Source organism: Catellatospora paridis, assembly GCF_009720365.1.
GTDB classification, from domain to species: domain Bacteria; phylum Actinomycetota; class Actinomycetes; order Mycobacteriales; family Micromonosporaceae; genus Catellatospora; species Catellatospora paridis.
In genome coordinates, this window is record NZ_ML769312.1 from 581,105 (window position 1) to 604,574 (window position 23,470).

22 protein-coding genes are annotated in these 23,470 nt (G+C 71.9%); 13 read left to right on the top strand and 9 right to left on the bottom strand.

Annotated elements, in window-relative coordinates; genetic code table 11:
- The first annotated feature begins 15 nt into the window (after window positions 1–15).
- A complete protein-coding gene (locus F9C41_RS02450; RefSeq protein WP_155384909.1) occupies window positions 16–588 on the top strand; it encodes an RNA polymerase sigma factor in 573 nt (190 codons plus the stop codon).
- Window positions 585–1,247, top strand: coding sequence for a hypothetical protein (locus F9C41_RS02455; protein ID WP_155384910.1), 663 nt, complete (start codon window positions 585–587; stop codon window positions 1,245–1,247). Before F9C41_RS02450 ends, F9C41_RS02455 begins: the two co-directional genes overlap by 4 nt.
- A gap of 96 nt (window positions 1,248–1,343) precedes the next feature.
- Here F9C41_RS02455 and F9C41_RS02460 read toward each other — a convergent pair whose 3' ends face one another.
- Window positions 1,344–2,234, bottom strand: coding sequence for a phosphotransferase (locus tag F9C41_RS02460; protein ID WP_230689234.1), 891 nt, complete (start codon window positions 2,232–2,234; stop codon window positions 1,344–1,346).
- A 99-nt stretch (window positions 2,235–2,333) separates the two neighbouring features.
- Here F9C41_RS02460 and F9C41_RS02465 point away from each other — a divergent pair, with 99 nt between their 5' ends.
- From F9C41_RS02465 to F9C41_RS02475, 3 genes are all read left to right on the top strand, one after another.
- On the top strand, window positions 2,334–3,530 hold the full coding sequence (locus F9C41_RS02465) for an MFS transporter (protein ID WP_230689235.1): 1,197 nt from the start codon (window positions 2,334–2,336) through the stop codon (window positions 3,528–3,530).
- Between the two features lie 320 nt (window positions 3,531–3,850).
- Window positions 3,851–5,854 carry a PQQ-dependent sugar dehydrogenase gene (locus F9C41_RS02470; RefSeq protein WP_155384911.1) on the top strand — a complete coding sequence of 668 codons (2,004 nt, stop codon included), beginning with the start codon at window positions 3,851–3,853 and terminating at the stop codon, window positions 5,852–5,854.
- Window positions 5,855–6,001: 147 nt separating this feature from the next.
- Window positions 6,002–7,009 (top strand): hypothetical protein, encoded by a 1,008-nt coding sequence (locus tag F9C41_RS02475; protein ID WP_155384912.1) that lies wholly within the window; start codon window positions 6,002–6,004, stop codon window positions 7,007–7,009.
- Between the two features lie 53 nt (window positions 7,010–7,062).
- Here F9C41_RS02475 and F9C41_RS02480 read toward each other — a convergent pair whose 3' ends face one another.
- A complete protein-coding gene (locus F9C41_RS02480) occupies window positions 7,063–7,977 on the bottom strand; it encodes a GntR family transcriptional regulator (RefSeq protein ID WP_155384913.1) in 915 nt (304 codons plus the stop codon).
- A gap of 170 nt (window positions 7,978–8,147) precedes the next feature.
- Here F9C41_RS02480 and F9C41_RS02485 point away from each other — a divergent pair, with 170 nt between their 5' ends.
- Window positions 8,148–9,338: an FAD-dependent monooxygenase gene (locus F9C41_RS02485; protein WP_155384914.1), complete on the top strand. Its 1,191-nt coding sequence runs from the start codon at window positions 8,148–8,150 to the stop codon at window positions 9,336–9,338.
- 76 nt (window positions 9,339–9,414) lie between these two features.
- Here the strand turns inward: F9C41_RS02485 and F9C41_RS02490 are convergent, their stop codons facing one another.
- The 6 genes from F9C41_RS02490 to F9C41_RS02515 form a co-directional block, all read right to left on the bottom strand.
- Window positions 9,415–9,648, bottom strand: coding sequence for a hypothetical protein (locus F9C41_RS02490; RefSeq protein WP_155384915.1), 234 nt, complete (start codon window positions 9,646–9,648; stop codon window positions 9,415–9,417).
- Window positions 9,649–9,768: 120 nt separating this feature from the next.
- Window positions 9,769–10,719 carry a TolB family protein gene (locus tag F9C41_RS02495; protein WP_155384916.1) on the bottom strand — a complete coding sequence of 317 codons (951 nt, stop codon included), beginning with the start codon at window positions 10,717–10,719 and terminating at the stop codon, window positions 9,769–9,771.
- Window positions 10,720–10,887: 168 nt separating this feature from the next.
- Window positions 10,888–11,469, bottom strand: coding sequence for an antibiotic biosynthesis monooxygenase (locus F9C41_RS02500; protein ID WP_230689236.1), 582 nt, complete (start codon window positions 11,467–11,469; stop codon window positions 10,888–10,890).
- 14 nt (window positions 11,470–11,483) lie between these two features.
- Complete coding sequence (locus F9C41_RS02505; protein ID WP_155384917.1) at window positions 11,484–13,715, bottom strand: xanthine dehydrogenase family protein molybdopterin-binding subunit; 2,232 nt, start codon at window positions 13,713–13,715, stop codon at window positions 11,484–11,486.
- Entirely contained in the window at window positions 13,712–14,707 is a 996-nt protein-coding gene (locus F9C41_RS02510) for an FAD binding domain-containing protein (protein WP_155384918.1), read from the bottom strand. Before F9C41_RS02510 ends, F9C41_RS02505 begins: the two co-directional genes overlap by 4 nt.
- Window positions 14,694–15,218: a (2Fe-2S)-binding protein gene (locus tag F9C41_RS02515; RefSeq protein WP_407924658.1), complete on the bottom strand. Its 525-nt coding sequence runs from the start codon at window positions 15,216–15,218 to the stop codon at window positions 14,694–14,696. Before F9C41_RS02515 ends, F9C41_RS02510 begins: the two co-directional genes overlap by 14 nt.
- A 159-nt stretch (window positions 15,219–15,377) precedes the next feature.
- Between F9C41_RS02515 and F9C41_RS02520 the strand changes: the two genes are divergently transcribed.
- Complete coding sequence (locus F9C41_RS02520; protein ID WP_155384920.1) at window positions 15,378–17,783, top strand: phosphoketolase family protein; 2,406 nt, start codon at window positions 15,378–15,380, stop codon at window positions 17,781–17,783.
- Window positions 17,780–18,703, top strand: a complete 924-nt coding sequence (locus F9C41_RS02525; RefSeq protein ID WP_230689237.1) for a universal stress protein — start codon at window positions 17,780–17,782, stop codon at window positions 18,701–18,703. The genes F9C41_RS02520 and F9C41_RS02525 overlap by 4 nt, the downstream gene beginning before the upstream one ends.
- A 6-nt stretch (window positions 18,704–18,709) precedes the next feature.
- On the opposite strand, the gene F9C41_RS02530 is transcribed toward F9C41_RS02525, so the two are convergent.
- A complete protein-coding gene (locus tag F9C41_RS02530) occupies window positions 18,710–19,348 on the bottom strand; it encodes a hypothetical protein (protein WP_155384921.1) in 639 nt (212 codons plus the stop codon).
- 143 nt (window positions 19,349–19,491) lie between these two features.
- Between F9C41_RS02530 and F9C41_RS02535 the strand changes: the two genes are divergently transcribed.
- The 5 genes from F9C41_RS02535 (at window position 19,492) to F9C41_RS02555 (ending at window position 23,336) form a co-directional block, all read left to right on the top strand.
- Entirely contained in the window at window positions 19,492–21,141 is a 1,650-nt protein-coding gene (locus tag F9C41_RS02535) for a SulP family inorganic anion transporter (protein ID WP_230689238.1), read from the top strand.
- 62 nt (window positions 21,142–21,203) lie between these two features.
- Complete coding sequence (locus F9C41_RS02540; protein ID WP_155384923.1) at window positions 21,204–21,860, top strand: phosphoribosyltransferase; 657 nt, start codon at window positions 21,204–21,206, stop codon at window positions 21,858–21,860.
- The gene (locus F9C41_RS02545; protein ID WP_144120081.1) at window positions 21,857–22,129 is read left to right on the top strand and encodes a DUF1876 domain-containing protein; all 273 of its coding nucleotides are present in this window, start codon (window positions 21,857–21,859) and stop codon (window positions 22,127–22,129) included. Before F9C41_RS02540 ends, F9C41_RS02545 begins: the two co-directional genes overlap by 4 nt.
- Before the next feature lie 49 nt (window positions 22,130–22,178).
- Window positions 22,179–22,643 (top strand): universal stress protein, encoded by a 465-nt coding sequence (locus F9C41_RS02550; protein WP_155384924.1) that lies wholly within the window; start codon window positions 22,179–22,181, stop codon window positions 22,641–22,643.
- Between the two features lie 63 nt (window positions 22,644–22,706).
- Window positions 22,707–23,336, top strand: a complete 630-nt coding sequence (locus F9C41_RS02555; RefSeq protein WP_155384925.1) for a DUF899 domain-containing protein — start codon at window positions 22,707–22,709, stop codon at window positions 23,334–23,336.
- The last annotated feature ends 134 nt before the right edge of the window (window positions 23,337–23,470 follow it).

Consider the following 23,470-nt stretch of genomic DNA (forward strand, 5'->3'; position numbering starts at 1 on the left):
TGGACATTCCCAGGCATGGAACCAGAGAACGCGGCCGCCAGAGAGCGCTTCGAAGAGTTGTTCGACGCCCATTACGCGGAACTGACGCGTTTCGCCACCCGTCGGGTAGGCCCCGACGCGGCCGGAGACGTCGTCTCCGGCACGTTCCTCGTCGCATGGCGCCGCTTCGCGCAGGTGCCCGCCGAACACCCCCGGGCCTGGCTGTACGCCACCGCCCGGCACGTGATCGCCAACGAGCTGCGCGCCCGTGCCCGCCGGGACCGGCTGTCCGCCAAGGCGGCCGTCGGCGCCGACGCCACCGTGGAGGACCATGCCGGGCAGGTCGGCGAGCACCTGCGGGTGCGGGCCGTGCTGGCCGGGCTCTCCCCGGTCGATCAGGAGGTCCTGCGCCTGACCGAGTGGGAGGGGCTCGACGTGGCCGAGGTGGCCCTCGTCGTGGGCTGCAGCCGCACCGCGGTCAAGGTGCGCCTGCACCGGGCACGCCGCCGGTTCGCCGCCCGGCTGCTGGCCACCGAGGAACCCGGCGTCCATGCGACATCCCGCCTGCCCATGCCGTCGATCGTCGCCGAAGGGAACACCAGCTCATGAACGACCGCAGCAGCACCGCCCTCGCCCGGCTGAGAGCCGCCGACCCGGCCCCGCCCGTTGCCGACCCGCACGACCCGCACGCCCGCGCCATGCTCGACCGCGTGCTGAGCACAGACGAGACCCCGCCGACCCCGCCCCGCCCGGCTCGCCGCCGACTGGCGCTAGCGCTGGCCGGGGCAGCCGTGTTCGCGGCCGCCGGCGTGCTGGCGGTAGCCGAACCGTGGGCCGCACCGGCCGAGGCGTACTCGGTCGGCACGAACGCCGACGGGTCGGTCGAGGTGAGCTTCGACGCGGCCGAGCTGACCGACCCCGCGAAGCTGAACGCCGCGCTGGCACGTGCCGGTGCGCGCACGGTCGTCATGGGCATGGTGCCCGACGGCCAGTGCACCGACCAGCCCGAGTTCGACCTGGTGTACAAGCTGCCGGTCCCGGGCACCCCCGAGTTCGCGACGGCACCGCTCGAGTACCAGATGCGGGAGGACGGTGTCTCCATCATCATCCGGCCGCAGTACCTCCCGGCTGCGGACACGCTCGTGATCGGCTACTCCATCGAGCACGACGCGGAGGGGCGCACCACGATGGTGCGTCCGGTGGTCGTCGTGACCGTGCCGTCCTGCCTGACCCGTCCCACGCCACCGGCCCGGCCGACGTCCGACTGACCGCTCCACCCACCCGTCTTGTCGGCGGCCCGCGTAACCGGGCCGCCGACCGGCAGCCCCGGCCGAGGTGCGATCCCCGCCGTCAGCGTCTCGGCGTCACCGGCCGGCGGCGTCGATCTCTCGGGCCAGGAACGCGAGGTATCTCTCCGGCGGCCGCAAGCCGCGGGACAGCATCCAGTGCAGCCTGCTCACGGCGGTCAGGACCAGCGTGAGCCGGTAGCCCCGCCGGACCGCGCCCGGATCGAGCCGGGACCCGGCAGCCGCGAGGTAGACCTCGACGAGGTTGCCGTCCAGGGTGCTCAGCGCGAGGTGGGCGACGTCGGCTCCCGCGGGGGCGACGCCCAGCGTGGCCCAGTCCAGCACGACGGTCAGGTCTGCGGCGGCGACGACCTGGTGGCGGTGGAAGTCACCGTGGCTGAGCACAGGCGGGACCGCCTCCAGCTCGGCGAGCAGCTCGCGCCGCCGTGACCAGATCGCGGCCGCCTGCGGCGGGGCGTCGACGGCCGTCCAGTCGAGCTCGCTCACCGCGATCCGCTGTGCCAGCTGGTGACGGGCCAGCCAGGGCACGTCCGGTGGTGTGACGCCCGCCTGCCAGTCGGCCAGCCGACGGGCGGCCGTGCCGGGGTCCTCGCGCCGCCCGATGACATGCGCCAGGTAGACCGCGTCCTCGGTGACGCCGAGGCAGCGCGGCGCCGCGAGGCCCGGGCCGGTCGGCAGCAGCCCTGACGCGTAGGCGAGCGGTTCGCGGCGCCAGTACGCCCAGTGCCGTTCGTCGTGCGAGCCCGCCGCGTGGCGGCCCTCGGTCAGCGGCTGGAACTGCTTGCGTACCAGGGAGAACGAGCGCTCCTTGCGGCCGTGCCGCAGCGTGCCGGTCAACAGCGTGACCGCAGCCGTGGCCGCACCGTCACCGCCGAGCGGCCGGGCTTCGACGGTCAGCAGGGTTGCCGGTCCACCGGCCGCCTCGGCGAGCACGGCAGGAGGGATCATTCCCGGCAACCTACCGGGTGAGGCGGTGCGGGCAATCGGATTGCGTGCGAGCAGGGCGTCCCGGCAGGGTGGACCCATGGTGATCCACAGGGGACCGCGGTGACGCCGCCCGTGCGCAGGCTGGGCCGGATCTACGCGACGCTGCGGGCCTGCGACGAGGGCGTGCTGTTCTTCCCGATGTACGCCCTGCTGATGGCCGACTCGGGCCTGTCCACCGCACAGTTGACTTCGCTGTTCGTGATCTGGAGCGGGGTCGCGTTCGCGCTGGAGGTGCCCTCGGGGGCATGGGCGGACACCTACTCCCGGCGCAGGTTGCTGGCCTGCGGCGCGCTCATGCGGGCGGTGGGGTTCGCCACCTGGTTCCTGTGGCCGACGTACGCCGGGTTCGCGGTCGGGTTCGTGCTGTGGGGCGTGCGCAGCGCGATCAGCTCCGGCACCAAGGAGGCGCTGCTCTTCGACGAGCTCGCGGCTGCGGGTGCGACAGACCGCTACACCGCGTTCGCAGGGCGGGCCGCGACCGTGGCCATGGTGTCGATGCTGGCCGCGAGCGCGCTGGCCTGGCCGGCGTACGCGCTGGGTGGTTATGGTCTGATCGCCGCGGGCAGTGTGCTGGCGTGCCTGGGCAGCGCCGCGGCGGCGCTGGCCATGCCCGAGCGGCCCCGGATGCGCCGCGAGCGGTCGACCGGCGGGCGGGCCTATCTGCGCAATCTCCGGGATGGCCTGGCCGAGGTGCGCAGCGACCGGCGGGTATGGCACGCGGTGCTGATCGCGGCGGCGGTGCCGAGCCTGAGCGCGCTCGACGAGTACGGGCCGCTGCTGGTCCGCGACCTTGGCGTGGCCACCGCCGGGGTGCCGCTGGTCATCGCAGCGCTGATCGCGGCGATGGCGCTGGGCAGCGCGCTCGCCGAGCGCTGGCGCGCGACGCCCCTGGCGACCGGTTTGACGATCGCCGGGGCCGGGCTGGCACTGGCGATCGGTGCGCTGACCGGGGGAGTGGCCGGACTGGTGCCGATCGCGGTCTGCTTCGGACTGCTGCAGCTGACCCGGGTGCTGACCGAGGCCCGGCTGCAGCACACGATGAGCGGGCACACCCGGGCGACCGTGCTGTCCGTGTCGGGGTTCGGCGCGCAGCTGGGGGCGCTGGCCGTTTACGGATGCTTCGGGCTCGGCTCGCTGTGGCTGGGCATCGCGCCGCTCGCGGCCCTGTTCGCGGTGCCGATCGTCCTGGTCGGGCTGGCCGCGGTGCGTTGGCTGCCCGGCGGCCGGCCGCACCGGGTCGCCACCGAGGCGGCCTGAACGCGGGCGCGGTCGGCGACACTGCCATCAGCCGTGTCACCCGCCGGCCGAGTCGCAGACATTGACGGGCGTTGCTTGTGCGCGTCCGAGCTGTCCTTTAAGCTCCGATCGGGAGCTTTCGCCACGCATCCTTGGGCGTGGCCGCCGGTCGCGTGCTGGGCATACGCGTTCCTCCACCGGCTGACCAGGCGGATCCGCGCACTCCTCGCCGACGCTTGACCGACCGGCGACGTGCGCCTTCGTCGCCGACCCCCGATCTCGGTCCATGATGTCGCCGTGGCCTTCGCCCGCGATGTCCTGTTCATCAATGGAGACCCTTTATGAGAACAACGAGACGTCGACTGGCGGTCCTGGTGACCGCCACCACCGTCCTGGTCGCGGCCGGCGCCGTGACCGCCATCAGCGCGCAGGCGGCCGCGGGCTGCCGGGTGACCTACACGATCTCCAGTCAGTGGTCCGGCGGGTTCGGCGCCAACGTGAGCGTCACGAACCTCGGCGACCCGGTCAGCAGCTGGCAACTCGGCTGGACCTTCGCGGCCGGGCAGACCATCACCCAGCTGTGGAACGGCACCCACACCCAGTCCGGCAGCCAGGTCACGGTGCGCAACGCCCCCTACAACGGGGCGCTGGCCACCAACGCGAGCACCGCCTTCGGCTTCAACGGCAGCTGGACCGGCAGCAACCCGGTCCCCACCGCCTTCACCATGAACGGCGTCGCCTGCACGGGCACGACCACGCCATCGCCGTCGTCGCCCGCACCCGGGGACACCCAGCCGCCGACGGTGCCCGGCAATGCCCGCGTCAGCAACCTGACCTGCAATTCGGTCAACTTCGCCTGGAACGCCTCGACGGACAACGTCGGCGTCGCGTTCTACGACATCTATCACGACGGGCAGCAGATGACCTCGGTCAGCGGCGGCACGCTGTCAGCGAATCTGACCGTCGTGCCGGGCGCGACCTGGGGCCTGTACGTCAACGCGCGCGACGCCGCCGGCAACGTGTCCCAGGCCAGCTCGACGGTGACCATCACGCCGCCGCTGTGCCAGTCCGACACCACGCCGCCCACGGCCGCGACCCAGCTCGCCGGGTCCGCTTCGGGCACCACGGTCACGCTGCAGTGGACGGCGGCGACCGACAACGTCGGCGTACGCGCCTACGACGTCTACCGCGGCGGCGCGGTCGTCGGCACGGTCAGCGGCAACCCGCCTGCGACCACGTTCATCGACAGCGGGCTCGCCGCGAACACCAGCTACCAGTACCAGGTCAGGGCCCGCGACGCGGCGGGCAACACCGGTCCGCCGAGCAACACCGCCACGGTCGCCACGACCGGCGGCTGCACGGTCTGCACCGTCACCCAGGTGTCGACCGACACCGACATCCCGTGGGGTCTGGCGACCCTGCCCGACGGCTCGATCGTGTACTCCCGCCGCGACGCCCACGACGTCATCCGGCTCAACCCGGCCACGGGCGCGAAGACGACCCTGGGCACCGTGCCCAGCGTGCAGAGCACCGAGGGCGAGGGCGGGCTGCTGGGCATCGCGGTCGCGCCGACGTACGCCACTGACAGGTGGCTGTACGTCATGCACACCTCGCCGACCGACAACCGTGTCGTGCGGATCCGGGTGGTCGACGACCGGCTCGACACCTCGACGCTCACCGTGCTGGTCAGCGGCCTGGCGCGCAACAAGTACCACGACGGCGGACGGCTGCGGTTCGGACCGGACGGCAAGCTCTACGCCTCGTCCGGCGACGCGCAGAACGGCTCCTGGGCGCAGGACCGCAACCGGCTCGAAGGCAAGATCCTGCGGCTCAACCCCGACGGCACCGTGCCCGCCGACAACCCGTTCGGCAACCTGGTCTGGAGCTACGGGCACCGCAACCCGCAGGGCCTGGCGTTCGACTCCCAGGGCCGGCTGTGGGAGCAGGAGTTCGGCAACACGGTCATGGACGAGACGAACCTGATCGAGCGGGGCGGCAACTACGGCTGGCCCAACTGCGAGGGCACCACGGGCACCTGCGGCACGGCGGGGCTCATCGCGCCCAAGCGCACCTATCCGACCTCGGAAGGTTCCTGCAGCGGCATCGCCATCGTCCGTGACGCGCTGTACGTGGCCTGCCTGCGCGGCACGCGCCTGTACCGGGCGGTGATCAGCGGCACGAGCCTGACCAACGTGCAGTCGTACTTCGTCGGCACGTATGGCCGGCTGCGCACCGTCGAGCCGTCGCCGAGCGGCGGCATCTGGCTGACCACCTCGAACACGGGCGACAAGGACAGCGCGCCGAACAACAGCAACGAGCGCATCCTGCACGTCGCCCTCGGCTGAGGCAGCCGCGCCGGGAGCGGGGAGTCCCGCTCCCGGCGCGAATCGTCTTGCAAGAGCTACTGATCATTCGCCGCTCGGTCATGCTCCGTCCGCCCTGGACCGCATAACATCTCCATTCATCGATGCCAATCGGATGAGGGAGCAACCATGCTCGACAGGTTCAGGGTCACCGGGAGATCCCTGGTGGTGGCCGCGCTGGCGACCGCACTCACCGCGACCGGACTGATCGCGCCGGCACCGGCGGGCGCGGCGGTGACCCAGGCCCAGCTGGCGCTGCGCTGGGCGCCGATCCACTACCAGGACGTCGACGCCACCGGCAGCCACGCGCTGAGCGGCAGGTCGGACTACATCACGAAGGTCGACTTCGACGGCGACCTCAACGGCCGCAACAACTGGGACCGCACCGGCCAGGCCGGGGTGTCCCTGGCCGCGCACGCCTACTACTCCGTCGTGGAGACCGGCACCCACTGGTACCTGACCTACCTGTTCTTCCACCCTCGTGACTGGACCGACCACCCGTTCTTCGAGACCGAGCACGAGAACGACGGCGAGGGCGTGCTGCTGGTCGTCGAGCGCGACGGCTCCGACTACGGCGTGCTGCGCGCCGCGGTCACGGTGGCGCACGCCGACTTCTTCTCCTACACCCCGTCCGGCAGCACCTGGTCCAGCGGCCGGGAGAGCGTCGACGGCACCCTGCAGCTGCAGTCCTCGCCGCACGACGGCTTCCTGCACCCGGTCACCGCGCAGGAGGCCAAGGGCCACGGGCTCAAGGCGTATCCGCAGTACAACATCAACGGTGACGGTCTGGTGTACTACCCGTCGACCGTCGCCGAGACGCCGAGCAGCGGCGACGACCGCGACGTGCGCTACCAGCTGATCGACATCTTCGCGGCGGGTGGCCTGTGGGCGCAACGCGCCAACACCAGCCTGTTCGCGGGCGCGGGCACGTTCGCCGGGGACGACTCCGGTGACTGCGGCGCGGGCACCTACGACTGCACCACCAACTCGGCGAACGCGCCGTGGGGCTGGGACGACGGCAACGACCTGCCCGGCCGCGGCCAGCTCGCCACCGACCCGGCGAAGGTCGCGGTGGAGTACTTCACCATCCCCGGCACCCTCTCCCGCACCTACACCGCCAACTCGTACCTGGGCTGAGCGAAAGGAAGGGCACCTTCACATCGCCATGCGTTGTAGAAGGTGCCCTTCCTTCACTTCGGCAGGATGCCGTGCAGGAAGCGGGGGAGGCCGTAGTCGAAGACGGCGTCCAGGCCGAGCTCGAAGTCGGGGATCGCAGCGATCCGGGCGACCGTCGGAAAGCGGCCGGAGCCCAGCAGGTCGTCGAAGGCCTGGCCCTGCCGCTCCATCCACTCGTCGCTGGACATGCCGGTGTGCTGGGCGGCCTGCGCCTCGGTCGCGAAGCCCATCGCGAGACCGCGGACGAAGGCGAAGACGGCCAGGTGAATGTGCATCATCTCGGTGATCGACAGCCCGAGCGGGTCCAGCGCGGCCAGCGCGAACTCGGTGTACTTGATGCCGTGCGGCGCGAACTCCGGCCGGGTGATCGACATCGCCGGGGCGAGCCAGTGGTGCCGGCGGAAGATGCCCCACAGCTGTCGGCTGACCAGCGTGAGCTGAGCGTGGACCCCCTTCGGCGGCACGGCGGGCAGCGGCGCCTCCGCGAACGCGGCGTCGATCATCAGCCGGACCAGGTCGTCCTTGCCGCGTACGAAGCGGTAGAGGCTCATCGTGGCCAGCCCGAACTCGGTGGCCAGCCGGCGCATGGACACCGCCTCCAGGCCCTCGGCGTCGGCGAGCGCCATCGCGTGGCGCACCATCTGCTTGCGGGTCGGCTCGGCGGCGGCCGGGCGTGGTCGCCGTTCGCGCCGGGCGGGTTCGGCGGGCTCGGTGCGGTCGGTCACCACGGTGCCGACCCCGCGCACCGCCTCGACCAGCCCTTCGGCGCGCAGTGCGGCCAGCACTTTCGTCGCGGTGGCGATCGCCACGCCCCATTCGGCGGTGATCTGCCGGGCCGAGGGCACCCGGTCGCCGGGGCGCAGCTGCCCGCCGTCGATCTGTGCCCGGATCTGCCCGACGATCTGCCGGAACGGCGCCTCAGTGCTCACGCGTACTAGTACACCAGATCCGTCCGCCGGTGCGCTCACCGCGCCCACCTCGGTCGGTGTACTAGCTGGCGTACTAGTACACGTAAAGCCTTGTTGCAGCTCAAAGCGTCGCCTCCTTACGGTGTTCTCAGTGACGCGGTACAGCGTACACAGAGACTGGGGAGAGAACGATGAAGAAGAACACCGTACTGATCTCGGGTGCCAGCATCGCCGGACCGGCGCTGGCGTACTGGCTGCACCGGCGCGGCTTCGCGGTGACCGTGGTGGAACGCGCGCCCGGCATCCGGCCCGGCGGGCACGCCGTCGACATCCGCGGTGTCGCCAAGGACGTCTGCGCGCAGATGGGCATCATGCCGCAGATCACCCGCGACCGGGTGCACGAGGAGGGCTTCGCCTGGGTCGACGCGAGCGGCCGGCGCACCTCGGAGATGCCCGCGACGCTCGCGGGCGGCGAGGGCATCGTCGCCGAGTACGAGATCCTGCGCGGCGACCTCGCCGACATCCTGCACGACCTCACCCGCGGCGACGTCGAATACCGCTTCGGCGACCGGATAACCGCGCTGGCCGACGGTGCCGACGGGGTGAAGGTCGAGTTCCGCAGCGGCCGCACCGAGGTCTACGACCTGGTCGTCGGCGCCGACGGGGTGCACTCCGGGGTGCGGGCGCTGGCCTTCGGCCCGGAGGAGCGGTTCATCAAGCAGCTGGGCGCGTACACGGCGTACTTCACCATGCCCGCGCAGACCGACCTCGACCCGCACTGGTTCCTCATGCACGGCGTGCCCGGCGGCCGCTGCGCCGGCATCCGGCCCGAGAACGACCGCACCGCCAAGGCCATGCTGACCTTCCGCGCGGAGGGCCGCGTGGTCGACCCGCGCGACGTCGAGGCGCAGAAGCGCCTGCTGGCGCAGGTGTACGCGGGCGACGGCTGGCGCGTGCCGGCCATGCTCGACGCGATGTGGGACGCCCCCGACTTCTACTTCGACGTCGTCGGCCAGGTCCACATGCCGCACTGGACCAGCGGCCGGGTCGCGCTGCTCGGCGACGCGGGCTACTGCGCCTCGCCGATCAGCGGCCTGGGCACGAGCCTGTCCCTGGTCGGCGCGTACGTGCTCGCCGGTGAGCTGGCCGCGGCCGGCGGCGACCACGCGACCGCGTACGCCGCGTACGAGGAGCAGCTGCGCGGGTACGTGACGCAGTGCCAGAAGCTGCCGCCCGGCGGGGTCAACGGCATGCTCCCGATGTCGTCGGCCGCGATCCGGCTGCGCGACGTCAGCACCCGGGTGATGACCCGCCGCCCGTTCTCCCGCCTGCTGCAGATCCAGGCCGGCAAGGCCGACGCGATCACGCTCAAGTCCTACTGAGAACCGCCGTCCTGGCAGCCGCCTGCACGGCTGCCGGGACGGCGGCGTTCGATGACGGCACGGCCCCCGGCTCCGGTCAGCGCGGCTCTCCGCCGGAGACGCTGCCCCGCGGTCTGCCGGGTGCCCCCCGGCGGGACCCGATCGCCTGCTGCAGGTCCGTCAGCTGGCAGGACAACCGGACGATCTCCGCGATGAGGCGCCGGCCCCGCTGGTGCAGCGCGGCGAAGTCGCCGTCGAAGTCGCCGCGGGTCGGGGTCGCGCCGGCCCGCCGTGCCATGTCGTTCCCGATCGGCTTGTCGGCCCAGCTCATCTCGCGCTCCTCTCCATCGGATCGACCTACCCCGTCCCGCCCGTCCGAAACGACCTGTTTCAGTGCGGAAGGCGAAACTCTGCGTGACGCCGATGCCGGCCTGGCGGGAGTGCGGCCCGGTCAGGCGGCGGGCGGTCCGAGGACGATCGGTCCGCTCAGCGGGTCGGACAGGCTCGCGTCGGCGACGACGGTCCCGTCGGGGCGCAGCGTGAGCACCCCGTCGTCGGACTTGGCCAGCAGCGCGTCCGCCGTCGCCCAGACCGCGACGTACGGGAACGGCTTCGCCTCGCCGGTGGTGGTGTCGACCAGCTGGACGTCCTCCCGCTTGTGCTGGTCGGGCAGCGCGACGACCTGACGCCCGTCCGGCGACCAGGCGAACGGGCTCTGCGGCATGGCCTTGACCGGCAGCGACCTGGTCGGCTCGCCCGTCTGGGCGTCGAACAGCTGCAGGCTCTGCACGAGTTCGGCGGCTTCGCCCTGTGAGCGGTCCGCGATCGGCAGGGCGACCTCCTTGCCGTCCCGGGTGAACACGAAGTTGCACAGGCTGCAGTTGTAGTTGGTGTGGCTGAACCAGTGCTCGGTGGTCTTCCCCGTCGCCACATCGGTCACCGCGAAACCCATCGCGAAGGGCTCCTTGCGGTTGATCGTGCCGACGACGCGGCCGCCGTCCGGCGACCAGGGATCGAGTCCGAGGCTGAAGCCGAGCGTCACGGACCTGCGCTCCGTGATCACCTTGTCGCCGACGAGCTCGACGATGTCCAACTGCTCGCCGCCGGTGGCGTGGCGTCGGCCGGTCGGGTCGAGGATGGCGCCGGGCGGCAGGTTCAGTTTCACGTAGGCGTTGCGGGACCGGTCGAGGACCCGGCTGCCCGCCGCGATGACCTGCCAGCCCCCCGCGAGCTGCTGCGGCGTCTCGCCGAGCGTGGACAGCGACGGCGACGGCGCGGCCGACGGCGTCGCCGTGGGGGGCCGCTGCGAGGTGCAGGCCGACAGCACTGTCGCGACCACGGCCGCCGAGAGCAGTCCGCCGATGATCGCCTTGCGCCGGGTATGCCGCAGTCGTCCGCCCATGTGCTCGCCTCCGTGGTGATGGCGCTCTCGCGCCCCCGTGATCCCGATGGGGACGGCGGCTTCGCCACGCATGTGTGGCAGGACCGGCCCCGTGTCGCGGGACAGGATAAGCGCAACCCGCGCCACCGCGCAGACCGTCCAACACGCGCCTGCGCCCAGGAGGCCTGGTCAGCGGCGGTCGTAGAGGAATCTGCGCAGCGTCCGGCTCAGCCAGGGCATGACCAGGTAGGTCAGGATCGGGGCCAGCAGCAGGGGCAGGATCGCGGCGCGCACCACCATCGGCAGCGGCAGCTCGCTCAGATGCTCCGCCCCCAGCAGCTGGAACACCAGCACACACGGGTAGACCCCGAGGAACGACACGATCGCCATCTTCCACCGCGGCGGGGGCAGCACCGGGCGGCCGGGCAGGCTGAACCAGGTCTCCATCCCGGTGGTGGTCTCCCGCGGCTCGGCCTCGTGGGCGATCCCCGCGAGATGGCGCACGACCACCTCGCGCTCCGGAGAGGTCAGCCACCGGCTCAGGTCGCGGCCGTTACGAAACCGCAGCACGCAGTGGTAGAAGGGCTCCGCGCCCTTCGGGGCGTCCTTCGGGCGCAGCCAGGTCACGCCCTGATGGCCGGGGAAGCGCGCGGACGCCGCGTTGACCTCCTCCAGCCAGCGTTCGAAGTCGGCCTCCCGGCCGGGCACGACCGCCCAGGTGAACAGCACCGACACGGGTTCGTCGTCGGGCACGGGAGCGGGCTCGGTCACCGGCGGCCCTTCGGCTAAAGCAAGGATTCGATGGTGATGGGTAGCTTATGGTGCCGGCGGCCGGTGGCATGCCAGACCGCGTTGGCGATCGCCGCCGCGGTGCCGACCATGCCGACCTCGCCGACGCCCTTGACGCCCAGCGGGTTCACCACCGTGTCCGTGGTCTCGATCGTCTCGATGAGCACGTCGGGCGCGTCGGCGTTGACCGGCACCAGGTACTCGCCGAGGCTGGCGTTGGCCCAGCGGCCGTCCGGGCCCATGATCGTGCCCTCCAGCAGGGCGTGGCTCATGCCCCAGAGCATGCCGCCCATCAGCTGGCTGTGCGCGGTCTTGCGGTTGAGCACCCGGCCGGGGTCGAACACCCCGATCAGCTGCCGCACCCGGCACAGGCCGAGGTCGGGATCGACGGCCACCTGCGCGAACTGCGCGCCGAACGTCATCGTGCCGTACGGGGTGTCCATGCCGGGCGGGTTCCAGGTGCCCAGCGCCTCCGCGTCGGCCATGAACGCGCGCTGCAGCAGTTCGGCGTATGTCTCGCCGGTGGCGGGGCGGTCGCGCAGCGCCATCCGACCGTCGCTGACCACGACCTGCCGCGGGTCGGCGCCGTGCAGCGGCGAGTGCTCGTCGGCGACGGCCTGGGCGATGAGCTGGTCGCGTAGGGCGGTCGCGGCGATGTGCACGGCGGCGCTGACCATGCCGGCCCCGGCGGAGCCGACCGCGGCGGCGGTGTTGGGCAGGTCGCTGTCGCCGTACTGGATGCGCATCCGCTCCAGCGGCACGCCCAGGCCGTCGGCGGCGACCTGGGTCATCGCGGTCGCCGCGCCGGTGCCGATGTCGGAGAAGCTCGACTGCACCACGGCGCTGCCGTCGGCGAAGATGCGGGCGCGGGCGCGCTGCGGGTTGCCGGGCGGCGTCACCGGGTAGCCGGAGCTGGCCATGCCCCAGCCGAGCAGCCAGTTCCCGTCGCGTCTCGTGCCCGGCCGGGGGTCGCGTTCGGACCAGCGGGCCAGCTCCGCGCCGCGCCGGTAGCAGTCGCGCAGGCCCTTGCTCGACCACGGGTGCCCGGTCATCGGCTCGGTCTCGGCGTAGTTGCGCAGCCGCAGTTCCAGGGGGTCGAGGTCGAGTTTCTCGGCGAGCTCGTCCATCGCCGTCTCCATGACGAACATGCCCGACGCCTCACCGGGGCAGCGGGTGAACGTCGGCGTCATGGTGTTGGCCTTGATCAGGTTGTAGACGCCCTCGTAGTTGGGGCAGGCGTAGATCTGCGAGGCCACGCCCAGCGACGGCTCGGCCCAGTCGTCGAAGTGCGACGTGGGGGAGAGCTTGTGGTGGCGGATCGCGGTCAGCCTGCCGTCGCGGTCGGCGCCCAGCGTCAGCCGCTGCTCCTGCTCCTCGCGGTGCCCGACGGAGCTGAACATCTGCTCGCGGGACAGTGCCAGCCGCACCGGCCGGTGCACGGCCCGCGCGGCGAGCGCGGCCAGCGCCGGATGGTCCCAGATCATCGCCTTGCAGCCGAAGCTGCCGCCGACGTAGTTGGTGACCACCCGGATGTGCGACGGCATCACGTTGAGCAGTTCGGCGACGGTGTGCAGGGTGGCGTTGGGGCCCTGGGTGGCGTCGTAGAGGGTGAGCCGGTCGCCCTCCCAGACCGCGGTGGTCGCCGAGCACTCGATCGGGTTGTGGTGGTTGGCCGCGCAGTAATAGGAGTTCTCCACCGTGACCGGTGCGCGGTCCAGCGCCGCTGCCACGTCGCCGCGGGCGATCCGGCCCGGGATGAACCCCGCGAAGATCTTCTCCGCCTCGTACGCCCGGTCGCGCCCCTGCTCCACGGTGGTGATCGACGCCGTCTCCTGGTAGGTGATGCGCACCAGCCGGGCCGCGTGCTCGGCCTGGTCCAGCGTCTCCGCGACCACCATGGCCAGGTGCTGCCCGGCGTAGTGGATCACCTCGTCCTGCATCGGGAAGAACGTCTGCCCGGACGCGGCCGCCCCGAACAGCGACGGCAGCAGGGGCGGCACCGAACCGCCCTTGGGCAGGTTCAGGTGGTGCAGCACGGCCAGCACGCCCTCGGCCCGCTCGGCGTCGTACGTGTCGATCAGCTCCACCCGGCCGCTGGGGATGCGCGAGGTGACCAGCACCGCGTGCGCCAGCCCGGGCAGCGCGATCTCGGCCGAGTAGCGGCCCGCGCCGGTGACCTTCGCGTGCCCGTCGACCCGGTCCAGCGGACGTCCGATCGCGGTGGTCATGGCGCTTCTCCTCGCGCGGTGAGGGTCTCCAGCGCCCGGATCATCGTGCGCTGCGCCAGCTCGATCTTGAACGCGTTCATCGGCTGCGGCACGGCGTCGGCCATCTCCGCGGCCGCGGCCCGCGCGAACGTCTCCCGTGTCGCGGGCGCGCCGCGCAGCACCTGCTCGGCCCGGCGGGCCCGCCACGGCTTGGTGGCCACCCCGCCCAGCGCCAGCCGCACCTCGGCGACGACGCCGTCGGTGACCGTCAGCGCGCAGGCCGCCGAGGCGAGCGCGAACTCGTACGACTCCCGGTCGCGCACCTTCAGGTAGAGCGAGTTGCGGGCCGCCGGCAGCGCCGGAACCTCGATCGCGGTGATCAGGTCGCCGTGGTTTAGCGGATGCTCACGCTCCGGGGTGTCCCCGGGCAGCAGGAAGAAGTCGTCGATCGCGATGGCGTGGTGGCCGCCGGAGTTCTGCACGTGGATCATCGCGTCGAGCGCGACCAGCGCCACCGCCGCGTCCGACGGGTGCGTGGCGATGCAGTGCGGGCTGGTGCCCAGCACCGCGTGCCCGCGGTTGACCCCGGCGAGCGCGCTGCACCCGGTGCCGGGCGCGCGCTTGTTGCAGCTCGCCTCCGCGTCGCGAAAGTACGAGCAGCGCACCCGCTGCAGCATGTTGCCGCCCATCGAGGCCATGTTGCGCAGCTGCGCGGACGCGCCCAGCAGCAGCGCCTCGGACAGCATCGGGAAGCGGTCGACGACGACCGGGGCCAGCGCGACGTCGTTCATCCGGGCCAGGCCGCCGATGCGCACCGCGCCGTCCGGCTGCACCTCGATGTGGTCGATCGGCAGGGAGTTGATGTCGACCAGGCGCTGCGACGGCTCGGCGTAGATGCGCAGCATGTCGATCTTCGTGGTGCCGCCGGCCAGGTAAGCGCTGGTCGGGTCGGCGGCGACGGTGGCGATGGCGGTGGCCACGTCGCTGACGCGCGAGTAGCTAACGGGTCGCACGGCCCACACCTCCCACGCCGTCGCGCACGTCGCGGATCGCGGTGCGGATGTTCGGATAGGCCGCACAGCGGCAGATGTTGCCGCTCATCCACTCGCCGATCTCCGCGTCGGACCCGGCGTGCCCCTCGGCCAGCAGCGCCACCGCCGACATGATCTGCCCCGGGGTGCAGTAGCCGCACTGGAACGCGTCCTCGGACAGGAACGCCTTCTGCATCGGATGCAGGGTGCCGTTCTCGGCCATGCCCTCGATGGTGGTGATCTCGCGGCCCTCGCAGGCGATGGCCAGGGTCAGGCAGGCCACCACGCGCCGCTTGTCGACCCACACCGTGCACGCGCCGCAGGCGCCCTGGTTGCAGCCCTTCTTCGCGCCGGTGAGGTTCATGTGGTCGCGCAGGCAGTCCAGCAGGCTGACCCGGGGTTCGAGGCGCACCACGTGGGTGGCCCCGTTGACGTTGAGCACCACGTCGACCGGACCGGGTCCCTGCACGGCGTCCGGCAACTGGGAAGCCACCATCGCTCCTCCTCTTCCCGTTCCCGCGCTTCAGGTCACGCTATAGCAGCTGAACCGGCACCTCGGGGCGAATGCCGATAGTCGGCTGACCTGCGAAGACGCCTCAGGAAAGCGGACATTCTGCCTGCATGAGAGGCTCCGGCGGGCGAAGATCGGCACATGACGGTGACAGAGCGACCGGGCGCCGGGCACACCGCCGGTGTGACACACCTGCGCGATGACGATCTGAGCAGGCTCGACGCCTGGTGGCGGGCGGCCAACTACCTGACCGTGGGTCAGATCTACCTGATGGCCAACCCGCTGCTGCGCGAGCCGCTGCGGCCCGAGCACATCAAGCCGCGGCTGCTGGGCCACTGGGGGACCAGCCCGGGTCTGAACATGCTGTGGGCGCATCTGAACCGGACCATCACCAACCGGGACCTCAACGCGATCTTCATCTGCGGCCCGGGCCACGGCGGCCCGGCGATCGTGGCGAACACCTGGCTCGAGGGCACCTACAGCGAGCTGTATCCGAGCGTGGACCGCAGCGAGTTCGGCATGGCGCGGCTGTTCCACCAGTTCTCGTTCCCGGGCGGCATCCCCAGCCACGTGGCGGCCGAGGTGCCGGGCTCGATCCACGAGGGCGGCGAGCTGGGCTACTCGCTGATGCACGCGTACGGTGCGGCGCTGGACAACCCCGGGCTGCTGGTGGCCTGCGTGATCGGCGACGGGGAGGCCGAGACCGGGCCGCTGGCGTGCAGCTGGCTGGCGAACACGTTCATCAACCCGGTCACCGACGGCGCGGTGCTGCCGATCCTGCACCTCAACGGCTACAAGATCGCCAACCCGACGGTGCTGGCCCGCATCCCCGAGGCCGACCTGATGGCGATGCTGCACGGGTACGGGTACCACCCGATCCTGGTGTCGGGCAGCGACCCGGTGCGGGTGCACCACGAGCTGGCGTACGCCCTCGACCTGGCCCTGGACGAGATCGCCTCGATCCAGTCGCACGCCCGCCAGGGCGCCGACGGCGAGCGCCCGCGCTGGCCGATGATCGTGCTGCGCACGCCGAAGGGCTGGACCGGCCCGAAGGTCGTCGACGGCGTACCGATCGAGGGCACGTTCCGGGCGCACCAGGTGCCGCTGTCCGGCGTTCGGGACAACCCCGAGCACCTGGCGATGCTGGAGCAGTGGATGCGCTCGTACCGGCCGGAGGAGCTGTTCGACGCGACCGGCGCGCCGATGGCGTTCCTCGCTCCGCTGGCCCCGCGCGGCTCGCGGCGGATGAGCGCGAACCCGCACACCAACGGCGGCCTGCTGCTGCGCGACCTGGTCCTGCCCGACATCCGCGGGTACGCCGTCGACGTGCCCCAGCCCGGCAGCCCGCCGGCCGAGGCGACCCGGGTGTTGGGCGTCTGGCTGCGCGACGTGATCCGCTCCAACCCCGACCGGTTCCGGCTCTTCGGGCCCGACGAGGTGAACTCGAACCGGCTCGGCGCGGTGTTCGAGGTGACCGACCGCGAGTTCGACGCGCGGATCTTCGCCGGGGACGACCATCTCGCACCCACGGGCCGGGTCATCGAGGTGCTGTCGGAGCACCTGTGCGAGGGCCTGCTGGAGGGCTACCTGCTCACCGGCCGGCACGGCCTGCTGACCAGCTACGAGGCGTTCATCCACGTGATCGACTCGATGGTCAACCAGCACGCCAAGTGGCTGAAGGTGACCCGGGGCATCGAGTGGCGGCGGCCCATCGCGTCGCTGACCTACCTGCTGTCCAGCCACGTGTGGCGGCAGGACCACAACGGCTTCTCGCACCAGGATCCGGGCTTCATCGACCACATGGTCAACAAGAAGGCCGAGATCACCCGGATCTACCTGCCGCCGGACGCGAACACCCTGCTGTCCACGATGGACCACTGCCTGCGCAGCCGCAACTACGTCAACGTGGTGGTGGCCGGCAAGCAGCCGCAGCCGTCCTGGCTTAACATGACCGATGCGGCCCTGCACTGCCGCCGGGGTCTGGGCATCTGGGCCTGGGCCGGCAACGACGCCGGCGGCGTGCCGGACGTGGTGATGGCGTGCGCGGGCGACGTGCCGACGCTGGAGACCATGGCCGCGGTCGACCTGCTCCAGCGCTACCTGCCCGCGTTGCGGGTACGCGTGGTCAACGTGGTCGACCTGATGCGGCTGCAGCCCGACACCGAGCATCCGCACGGCCTGCCCGACCCGCAGTTCAACGCCATCTTCACCACCGACCGGCCGGTCATCTTCGCCTACCACGGCTACCCGAGCCTGATCCACCGGCTCACCTACAGGCGCGCCAACCACGGCAACATGCACGTGCGCGGGTACAAGGAGGAAGGCACCACGACCACGCCGTTCGACATGGTGATGCTCAACGACCTGGACCGGTTCCGGCTCGTCATCGACGTCATCGACCGGGTGCCGGGCCTCGGCGTGACCGCGGCGGCGCTGCGTCAGTACATGACCGACTCACGCCAACGGGCCCGCGACTACACCCGCGCCTACGGCCAGGACGCCCCGGACATCACGGACTGGACCTGGCCGGGGCGGGGCGGGGTATGAACAGTCTGGACGCCGGCGCCGGACCGGCGATGAACACCGAGAGCGGCGGCGCCCGCCCGATCGTGGTGGGGGCCGACGGGTCGGCGTCGTCGCTGGCCGCGGTGCGTATCGCCACCCGGGAGGCGGCCTGGCGGCACCTGCCGCTGCGCATCGTGCACGCCTTCATCTGGCCGCTGATGCACGTCACGATGGGGCCGTCCGAGGCGGGTCCGGGGGAGGGCGGGCTGCGCCACGACGCCGAACGGACCCTCGCCGAGGCGGTGGCGGTGGCCAGACAGACCGATCCGTCCGTGTCCGTGCTCACCGACCTGATGACCGGCGCCCCGTCGCCGGTGCTGCTGCGGGCGGCCCGCGACGCCGACCTGCTCGTCATCGGCGACCGCGGCCTCGGCGGGTTCACCGGCCTGCTGGTCGGCTCCGTGGCGGTGCAGTGCACCGCGCACGGGCGCACCCCGGTCCTGGTCGTACGGGGCGAGGAGCGCTCGACCGGACCCGTGGTCGTCGGCGCGGACGGCTCGCCGGACTCCGTGCCCACGATCGAAGCCGCGTTCGCCGAGGCCGAGATGCGCAAGGCGGAGCTGACCGCGGTGCACAGCTGGACCCGCGCCGGCGGGCACGCCCACGGCGAGCACCACGACCACAAGCACGACAGCGCGACCGTCGTCGAGGAGGAGGGCCACCTGCTGGACCAGGCGCTGGCCCAGGTCCGCAAGGACCACCCCGACGTGCGCACCCGCGAGCACCTGGTGCGCGGCCGGCCCGCGAAGGTGCTGATCGAGCTGAGCAAGCAGGCTCAGCTCGTGGTCGTCGGGGCGCACGGGCGCGGCGGCCTCACCGGGCTGCTGCTCGGCTCGGTCAGCCACCAGGTGCTGCACCACTCGTACTGCCCGGTGCTGGTGGTGCCCCGCGCGACCGGCTGAACGCCGCTACGCGTGGGCGGCGATCGCCAGGTCGAGCACCTCGGAGGAGTCCCAGCCCGGATCGTCGCCCTCCGGGTCGACGACGGCGCCGAGAAACGCCTCCTCGACCGGCCGCAGCCGCGCCGCCAGCGCCGCGAACGGGTAGGTGGCGGTGAACCGGGCCGCCGTGCGGCCGACCAGCAGCACCGACAGCACCGAGCTGTCGTCGAAGGGAAGGCCGGGGTAGACGTCGCCGCCCCAGTACACGACCGGGGCCTCGGCGTCGCCGTCGGCGAACCGGCCCGCCCCGGCCAGCATCAGCAGGTCCGTCAGGGTGGCGTAGGTGTCGGCGTGGTAGTCGTACAGGTAGATCTCCAGTGCGCCGTCGTGGTGCCGGGCGAGCGTGAAACCGCCGGCTGCCCGTGCGGCGAGCAGTTCCAGCGGGGTCCGGGTCCGGCTCGCCCGGTACGTCGCGACGGCGGCGGGCGAGTCGGCGATCGCGGTCAGCTCCCAGTCGGGCGTCAGGTCCCCGGTGGCCCAGCCCAGCCACATCTCATCCGGGTTCGCGATCACGTCGTGGCCTGGTAATGGCGTGGACAGCCACGCGTCGAACCCGTCCCGCGACATCGGCATCCGGGTCGCGAGCATGTAGGACCGGCCGCCCACCGTGCACCTCCGTCGTCATCGGAACCGCCCGACCGTAGCCGATCACGGCCGGGCGAGGGCCACGGGGTTTCGCGGCGATGCGCCATGCGGTACAAGTGTTCATGGCCGACAGACCACGATGGATTCCCCAGGCGCCCGGTGTCGTGACGCTGCGCTCCTACGACCGCACCTGGCTGCGCGGGGACGTGCTCGCCGGGGCGACGGTCGCGGCTTACCTGATCCCGCAGGTGATGGCGTACTCCGGCCTGGCCGGACTGCCGCCGGTGGCGGGACTCTGGGCGGCGCTGCCCGCGCTGGCGGTGTACGCCCTGCTCGGCTCGTCGCGGCAGCTGTCGGTCGGCCCGGAGTCGACCACCGCCCTGATGACCGCGACCGTCATCGGGCCGCTGGCCGCGGGCGACCCGGGCCGGTACGCCGCGCTGGCCGCCGGGCTGGCCGTCATCGTCGGCCTGCTGTGCCTGATCTGCTGGGCGATCCGGCTCGGCTTCGTGGCCGATCTGCTGTCCAAGCCGATCCTCGTCGGCTACATGGCCGGCGTCGCCATCATCATGATCATCGGTCAGCTGGAGCGGCTGACCGGCGTGCCGGTCGACGGCGGCACCCTGCTCGGCGAGGTCTGGGCGTTCGTCAAGGGCATCGGAAAGATCCACCTGGGCACGGTCGTGCTCGGCGCGCTGGTGCTGGCCTTCCTCTACCTGGTGCAGCGGCAGTTCCCGAAGCTGCCCGGCCCGCTGCTGGCCGTGCTGCTGGCGACCGGGGCCACCGCGCTGTTCGGGCTGCAGGACTACGGCATCGAGACGATCGGGAAGATCCCGTCGGGGCTACCGCCGTTCGCGTGGCCGGACCTGACCGACTTCGCGGACCTGCTGCTGCCGGCGGTCGGCGTGATGCTGGTCGGCTACACCGACAACATGCTCACCGCCCGCGCGTTCGCCGCGCGGCACCGCCAGGAGGTCGACGCCGACCAGGAGCTGCTGGCGCTGGGCGTGGCCAACCTGGGTTCGGGCGTGCTGCGCGGTTTCCCGGTCAGCAGCAGCGGCAGCCGCACCGCGCTGGCCGATGCGGCGGGCGCGCGCAGCCAGGTCTACTCGCTGACCGCGCTGGTGCTGGTCGTCTGCACGCTGCTGTTCGCCAGCCCGGTGCTGTCGGCGTTCCCGACCGCCGCGCTGGGCGCGATCATCGTGTACGCCGCGCTGCGCCTGATCGACCTGCCCGGCTTCCGCAAGCTGGCCGCGTTCCGGCGCAGCGAGCTGCTGCTGGCCCTGGCCGCGTTCGCCGGTGTGCTGCTGTTCGACATCCTCTACGGCGTGCTCGCCGCGGTGGCGCTGTCGGTCGCGGAGATGCTGGCCCGGGTCGCCCGGCCGCACGACGCGGTGCTGGGCATCGTGCCGGGCGTGGCCGGCATGCACGACATCGACGACTACCCGCAGGCGCGCACCGTGCCCGGCCTGATGATCTACCGGTACGACTCGCCGCTGTTCTTCGCCAATGCCCAGGACCTGCGGCGGCGGGCACTTGCCGCGGTCGACGAGGCGGCGGACGTGCGGTGGTTCGTGCTCAACGCCGAGGCCATCGTCGAGGTCGACATCACCGCCATGGAAGCGGTCGAGGAGCTGCGCAACGAGCTGACGCAGCGCGGCATCGTCTTCGGCCTGGCTCGCGTCAAACAGGAGCTGATGGACGAAATGGTGTCATTCGGCCTTGCCGATGCGGTCGGCCGCGACCGGATCTTCCACACCCTGCCCACCGTCGTCGACGCGTACCGCGCCGAACATCCGCAAACCTCCGTCTGAGTCGCGGAAGTCCTGGTCACGGCGGGTCCAATGGGACGACCATGGTGGGGGAGGGTGCCGCCATGTTCCAGAACCGAACGGACGCCGGGCACCGCCTGGCGCAGCGCCTGACCTGGCTCCACGACGCCGACGTCGTCGTGCTCGGGCTGCCCCGCGGCGGCGTCGTCGTCGCGGTGGAGGTCGCCCGCGCCCTGAGTGCCCCGCTCGACGTGCTCGTGGTGCGCAAGCTCGGCGTGCCGTTCCAGCCCGAGGTGGCCATGGGCGCGATCGGCGAGGAGGGGGTCCGGGTGCTCAACCCGGGCGTGCTGGACGCCGCCGGGATCACCCCGGCTGCGCTGGACCGCGTGGAGCAGGCCGAACGGGTCGAGCTGGAGCGGCGGGTGCAGCGCTTCCGGCACGGCCGCGACGCCGAGGCGCTCGCCGAGCGCACGGTCGTGATCGTCGACGACGGCGTCGCCACCGGTGCCACCGCCCGTGCCGCGTGCGAGATCGCCCGCGCGCGGGGCGCGTCCCGGGTGGTGCTCGCGGTGCCGGTGGCCGCCCCGGACACGGCCGCCGAGCTGCGCTCGGTCGCCGACGAGGTGGTCTGCCTGGAGACCCCGGAGCTGTTCATGGCGGTCGGTGAGCGCTACGCCGACTTCCGGCAGACCTCGGACGAGGAGGTCGTGGCGCTGCTGGAGGGCTCCGCGCACATCCTGGAGGGGAGGCACCCGCAATGACCGCGATCAAGCGCTGGAACATCGAGGTGTTCGTCGGCGAGGACGAAGGCCGCACCTACGCCGAGGCCCGGCTGCAGGACGACGAGATCGGCGACCGGCTGATCGGCGTCGGCCGGGCCAAGCTCAACCCGGACGACGAGGACGTCCCCGAGATCGGCGACGAGCTCGCCGTGGCGCGGGCGCTCTCCGACCTCGGCCACCGCCTGCTGGTCGTCGCCGCCGGCGACATCCAGCGCGCGACCAGGGAGAAGGTACGGCTCACACACTGACACGTCGTGGCGCGTTAGCGCCGTCCGGTCGAGGGGTAGGGGGCGCGGCATGACGAACTTCCGGATCGTGGTCGGAGTCGACGGTTCCGAGGGCGGGCGGCGCGCGCTGCGCTGGGCGGTGCACGAGGCAGCAGGCCGTGGCGGGACCGTGCAGGCCGTGGCAGCCTGGCGGTGGGACGAGACCGACGACGACGTCATCGGTTCGGCCGCCCAGGAGATCACCAGCGCCATGCTCGACCGGGAACTGGGCGCGCTGCCGTCCTTCCAGCGGGAGGGGGTCGCGATCGCGGGCGAGGTGGTCGAGGGCCGGGCCGCCGACGTGCTCGCTGCCGCGGCCGCCGACGCCGACCTGCTGGTGCTCGGCAGCCATGGGACCAGCCGGCTGATGCACACCGTGCTCGGCTCGGTCAGCGAGGAGTGCATCGGCAAGGCCAACTGCCCGGTCGTGGTCGTGCCGGTCGGCCACGAACTGCCCCACGCCGCCGAACTGGCTGTCCCCGACCCGACCGGCTGACCGAGGAGGTCTTCGCACTGCGGGTGCGCGGATGTGTCGGGGGAGGCAGGCAGGATGCCGGGTATGGACAAACCGGAGATCGTGAGCGCCGAGCAGTGGCAGCAGGCCCGTGACGACCTGCTCAAGGCGGAGAAGGAACTGACCCGCGCGCAGGATGCGCTGGCCGCCCGGCGCCGCCGCCTGCCGATGACGAAGTTCGACAAGCCGTACGAGTTCGCCACGCCCGACGGGCCCAAGAGCCTGCTCGACCTGTTCGACGGCCGCGGTGAGCTGGTCGTCTACCAGTTCATGGACCGCGGGCCGAAGCACTACTGCCCCGGCTGCACGTGGTTCACCGACAACGTGCCGGTGCACGCGCTGCCCCTGCTGGCCGGCCGCGGCATCACCTGGGTGACCGTGTCCAACATGCCGCTGGCGCAGATCGAGTCGTACAAGGCCGAGCGCGGCTGGACGCTGCCGTTCGTGTCGTCGCACGGCACGCCGTTCTCCGACGACTGCGACGCGGGCGGCGGTTTCATGCTCAGTGTGTTCCTGCGTGACGGCGACGACGTCTACCGGACCTACAACACCACCTCACGTGGCGTGGACCGGCTGGTCTTCGCCAACAGCATCATGGACCTGGCTCCCTACGGCCGTATGCAGGACTGGGAGGACTCCCCGGCCGGGTGGCCGCAGCACCCGACCTACGGCTGACCGACGCAGGCCGAATCGACGGCCCGAGTGGCGGATTCCGACGCCTCGGGCCGTCCGGCCGGGTCGCTCAGCCGTGACCTCGCCTACGGGGGTCCCCCTTCGATGGCACAATGATTCGGTGACAATTCCGGGCG

Coding starts and splice junctions, on each gene's coding strand:
- F9C41_RS02450 (WP_155384909.1), top strand. CDS start 16: ATGGAACCAGAGAACGCGGCCGCCAGAGAGCGCTTCGAAGAGTTGTTC.
- F9C41_RS02455 (WP_155384910.1), top strand. CDS start 585: ATGAACGACCGCAGCAGCACCGCCCTCGCCCGGCTGAGAGCCGCCGAC.
- F9C41_RS02460 (WP_230689234.1), bottom strand. CDS start 2,234: ATGATCCCTCCTGCCGTGCTCGCCGAGGCGGCCGGTGGACCGGCAACC.
- F9C41_RS02470 (WP_155384911.1), top strand. CDS start 3,851: ATGAGAACAACGAGACGTCGACTGGCGGTCCTGGTGACCGCCACCACC.
- F9C41_RS02475 (WP_155384912.1), top strand. CDS start 6,002: ATGCTCGACAGGTTCAGGGTCACCGGGAGATCCCTGGTGGTGGCCGCG.
- F9C41_RS02485 (WP_155384914.1), top strand. CDS start 8,148: ATGAAGAAGAACACCGTACTGATCTCGGGTGCCAGCATCGCCGGACCG.
- F9C41_RS02490 (WP_155384915.1), bottom strand. CDS start 9,648: ATGAGCTGGGCCGACAAGCCGATCGGGAACGACATGGCACGGCGGGCC.
- F9C41_RS02495 (WP_155384916.1), bottom strand. CDS start 10,719: ATGGGCGGACGACTGCGGCATACCCGGCGCAAGGCGATCATCGGCGGA.
- F9C41_RS02505 (WP_155384917.1), bottom strand. CDS start 13,715: ATGACCACCGCGATCGGACGTCCGCTGGACCGGGTCGACGGGCACGCG.
- F9C41_RS02520 (WP_155384920.1), top strand. CDS start 15,378: ATGACGGTGACAGAGCGACCGGGCGCCGGGCACACCGCCGGTGTGACA.
- F9C41_RS02525 (WP_230689237.1), top strand. CDS start 17,780: ATGAACAGTCTGGACGCCGGCGCCGGACCGGCGATGAACACCGAGAGC.
- F9C41_RS02540 (WP_155384923.1), top strand. CDS start 21,204: ATGTTCCAGAACCGAACGGACGCCGGGCACCGCCTGGCGCAGCGCCTG.
- F9C41_RS02545 (WP_144120081.1), top strand. CDS start 21,857: ATGACCGCGATCAAGCGCTGGAACATCGAGGTGTTCGTCGGCGAGGAC.
- F9C41_RS02550 (WP_155384924.1), top strand. CDS start 22,179: ATGACGAACTTCCGGATCGTGGTCGGAGTCGACGGTTCCGAGGGCGGG.
- F9C41_RS02555 (WP_155384925.1), top strand. CDS start 22,707: ATGGACAAACCGGAGATCGTGAGCGCCGAGCAGTGGCAGCAGGCCCGT.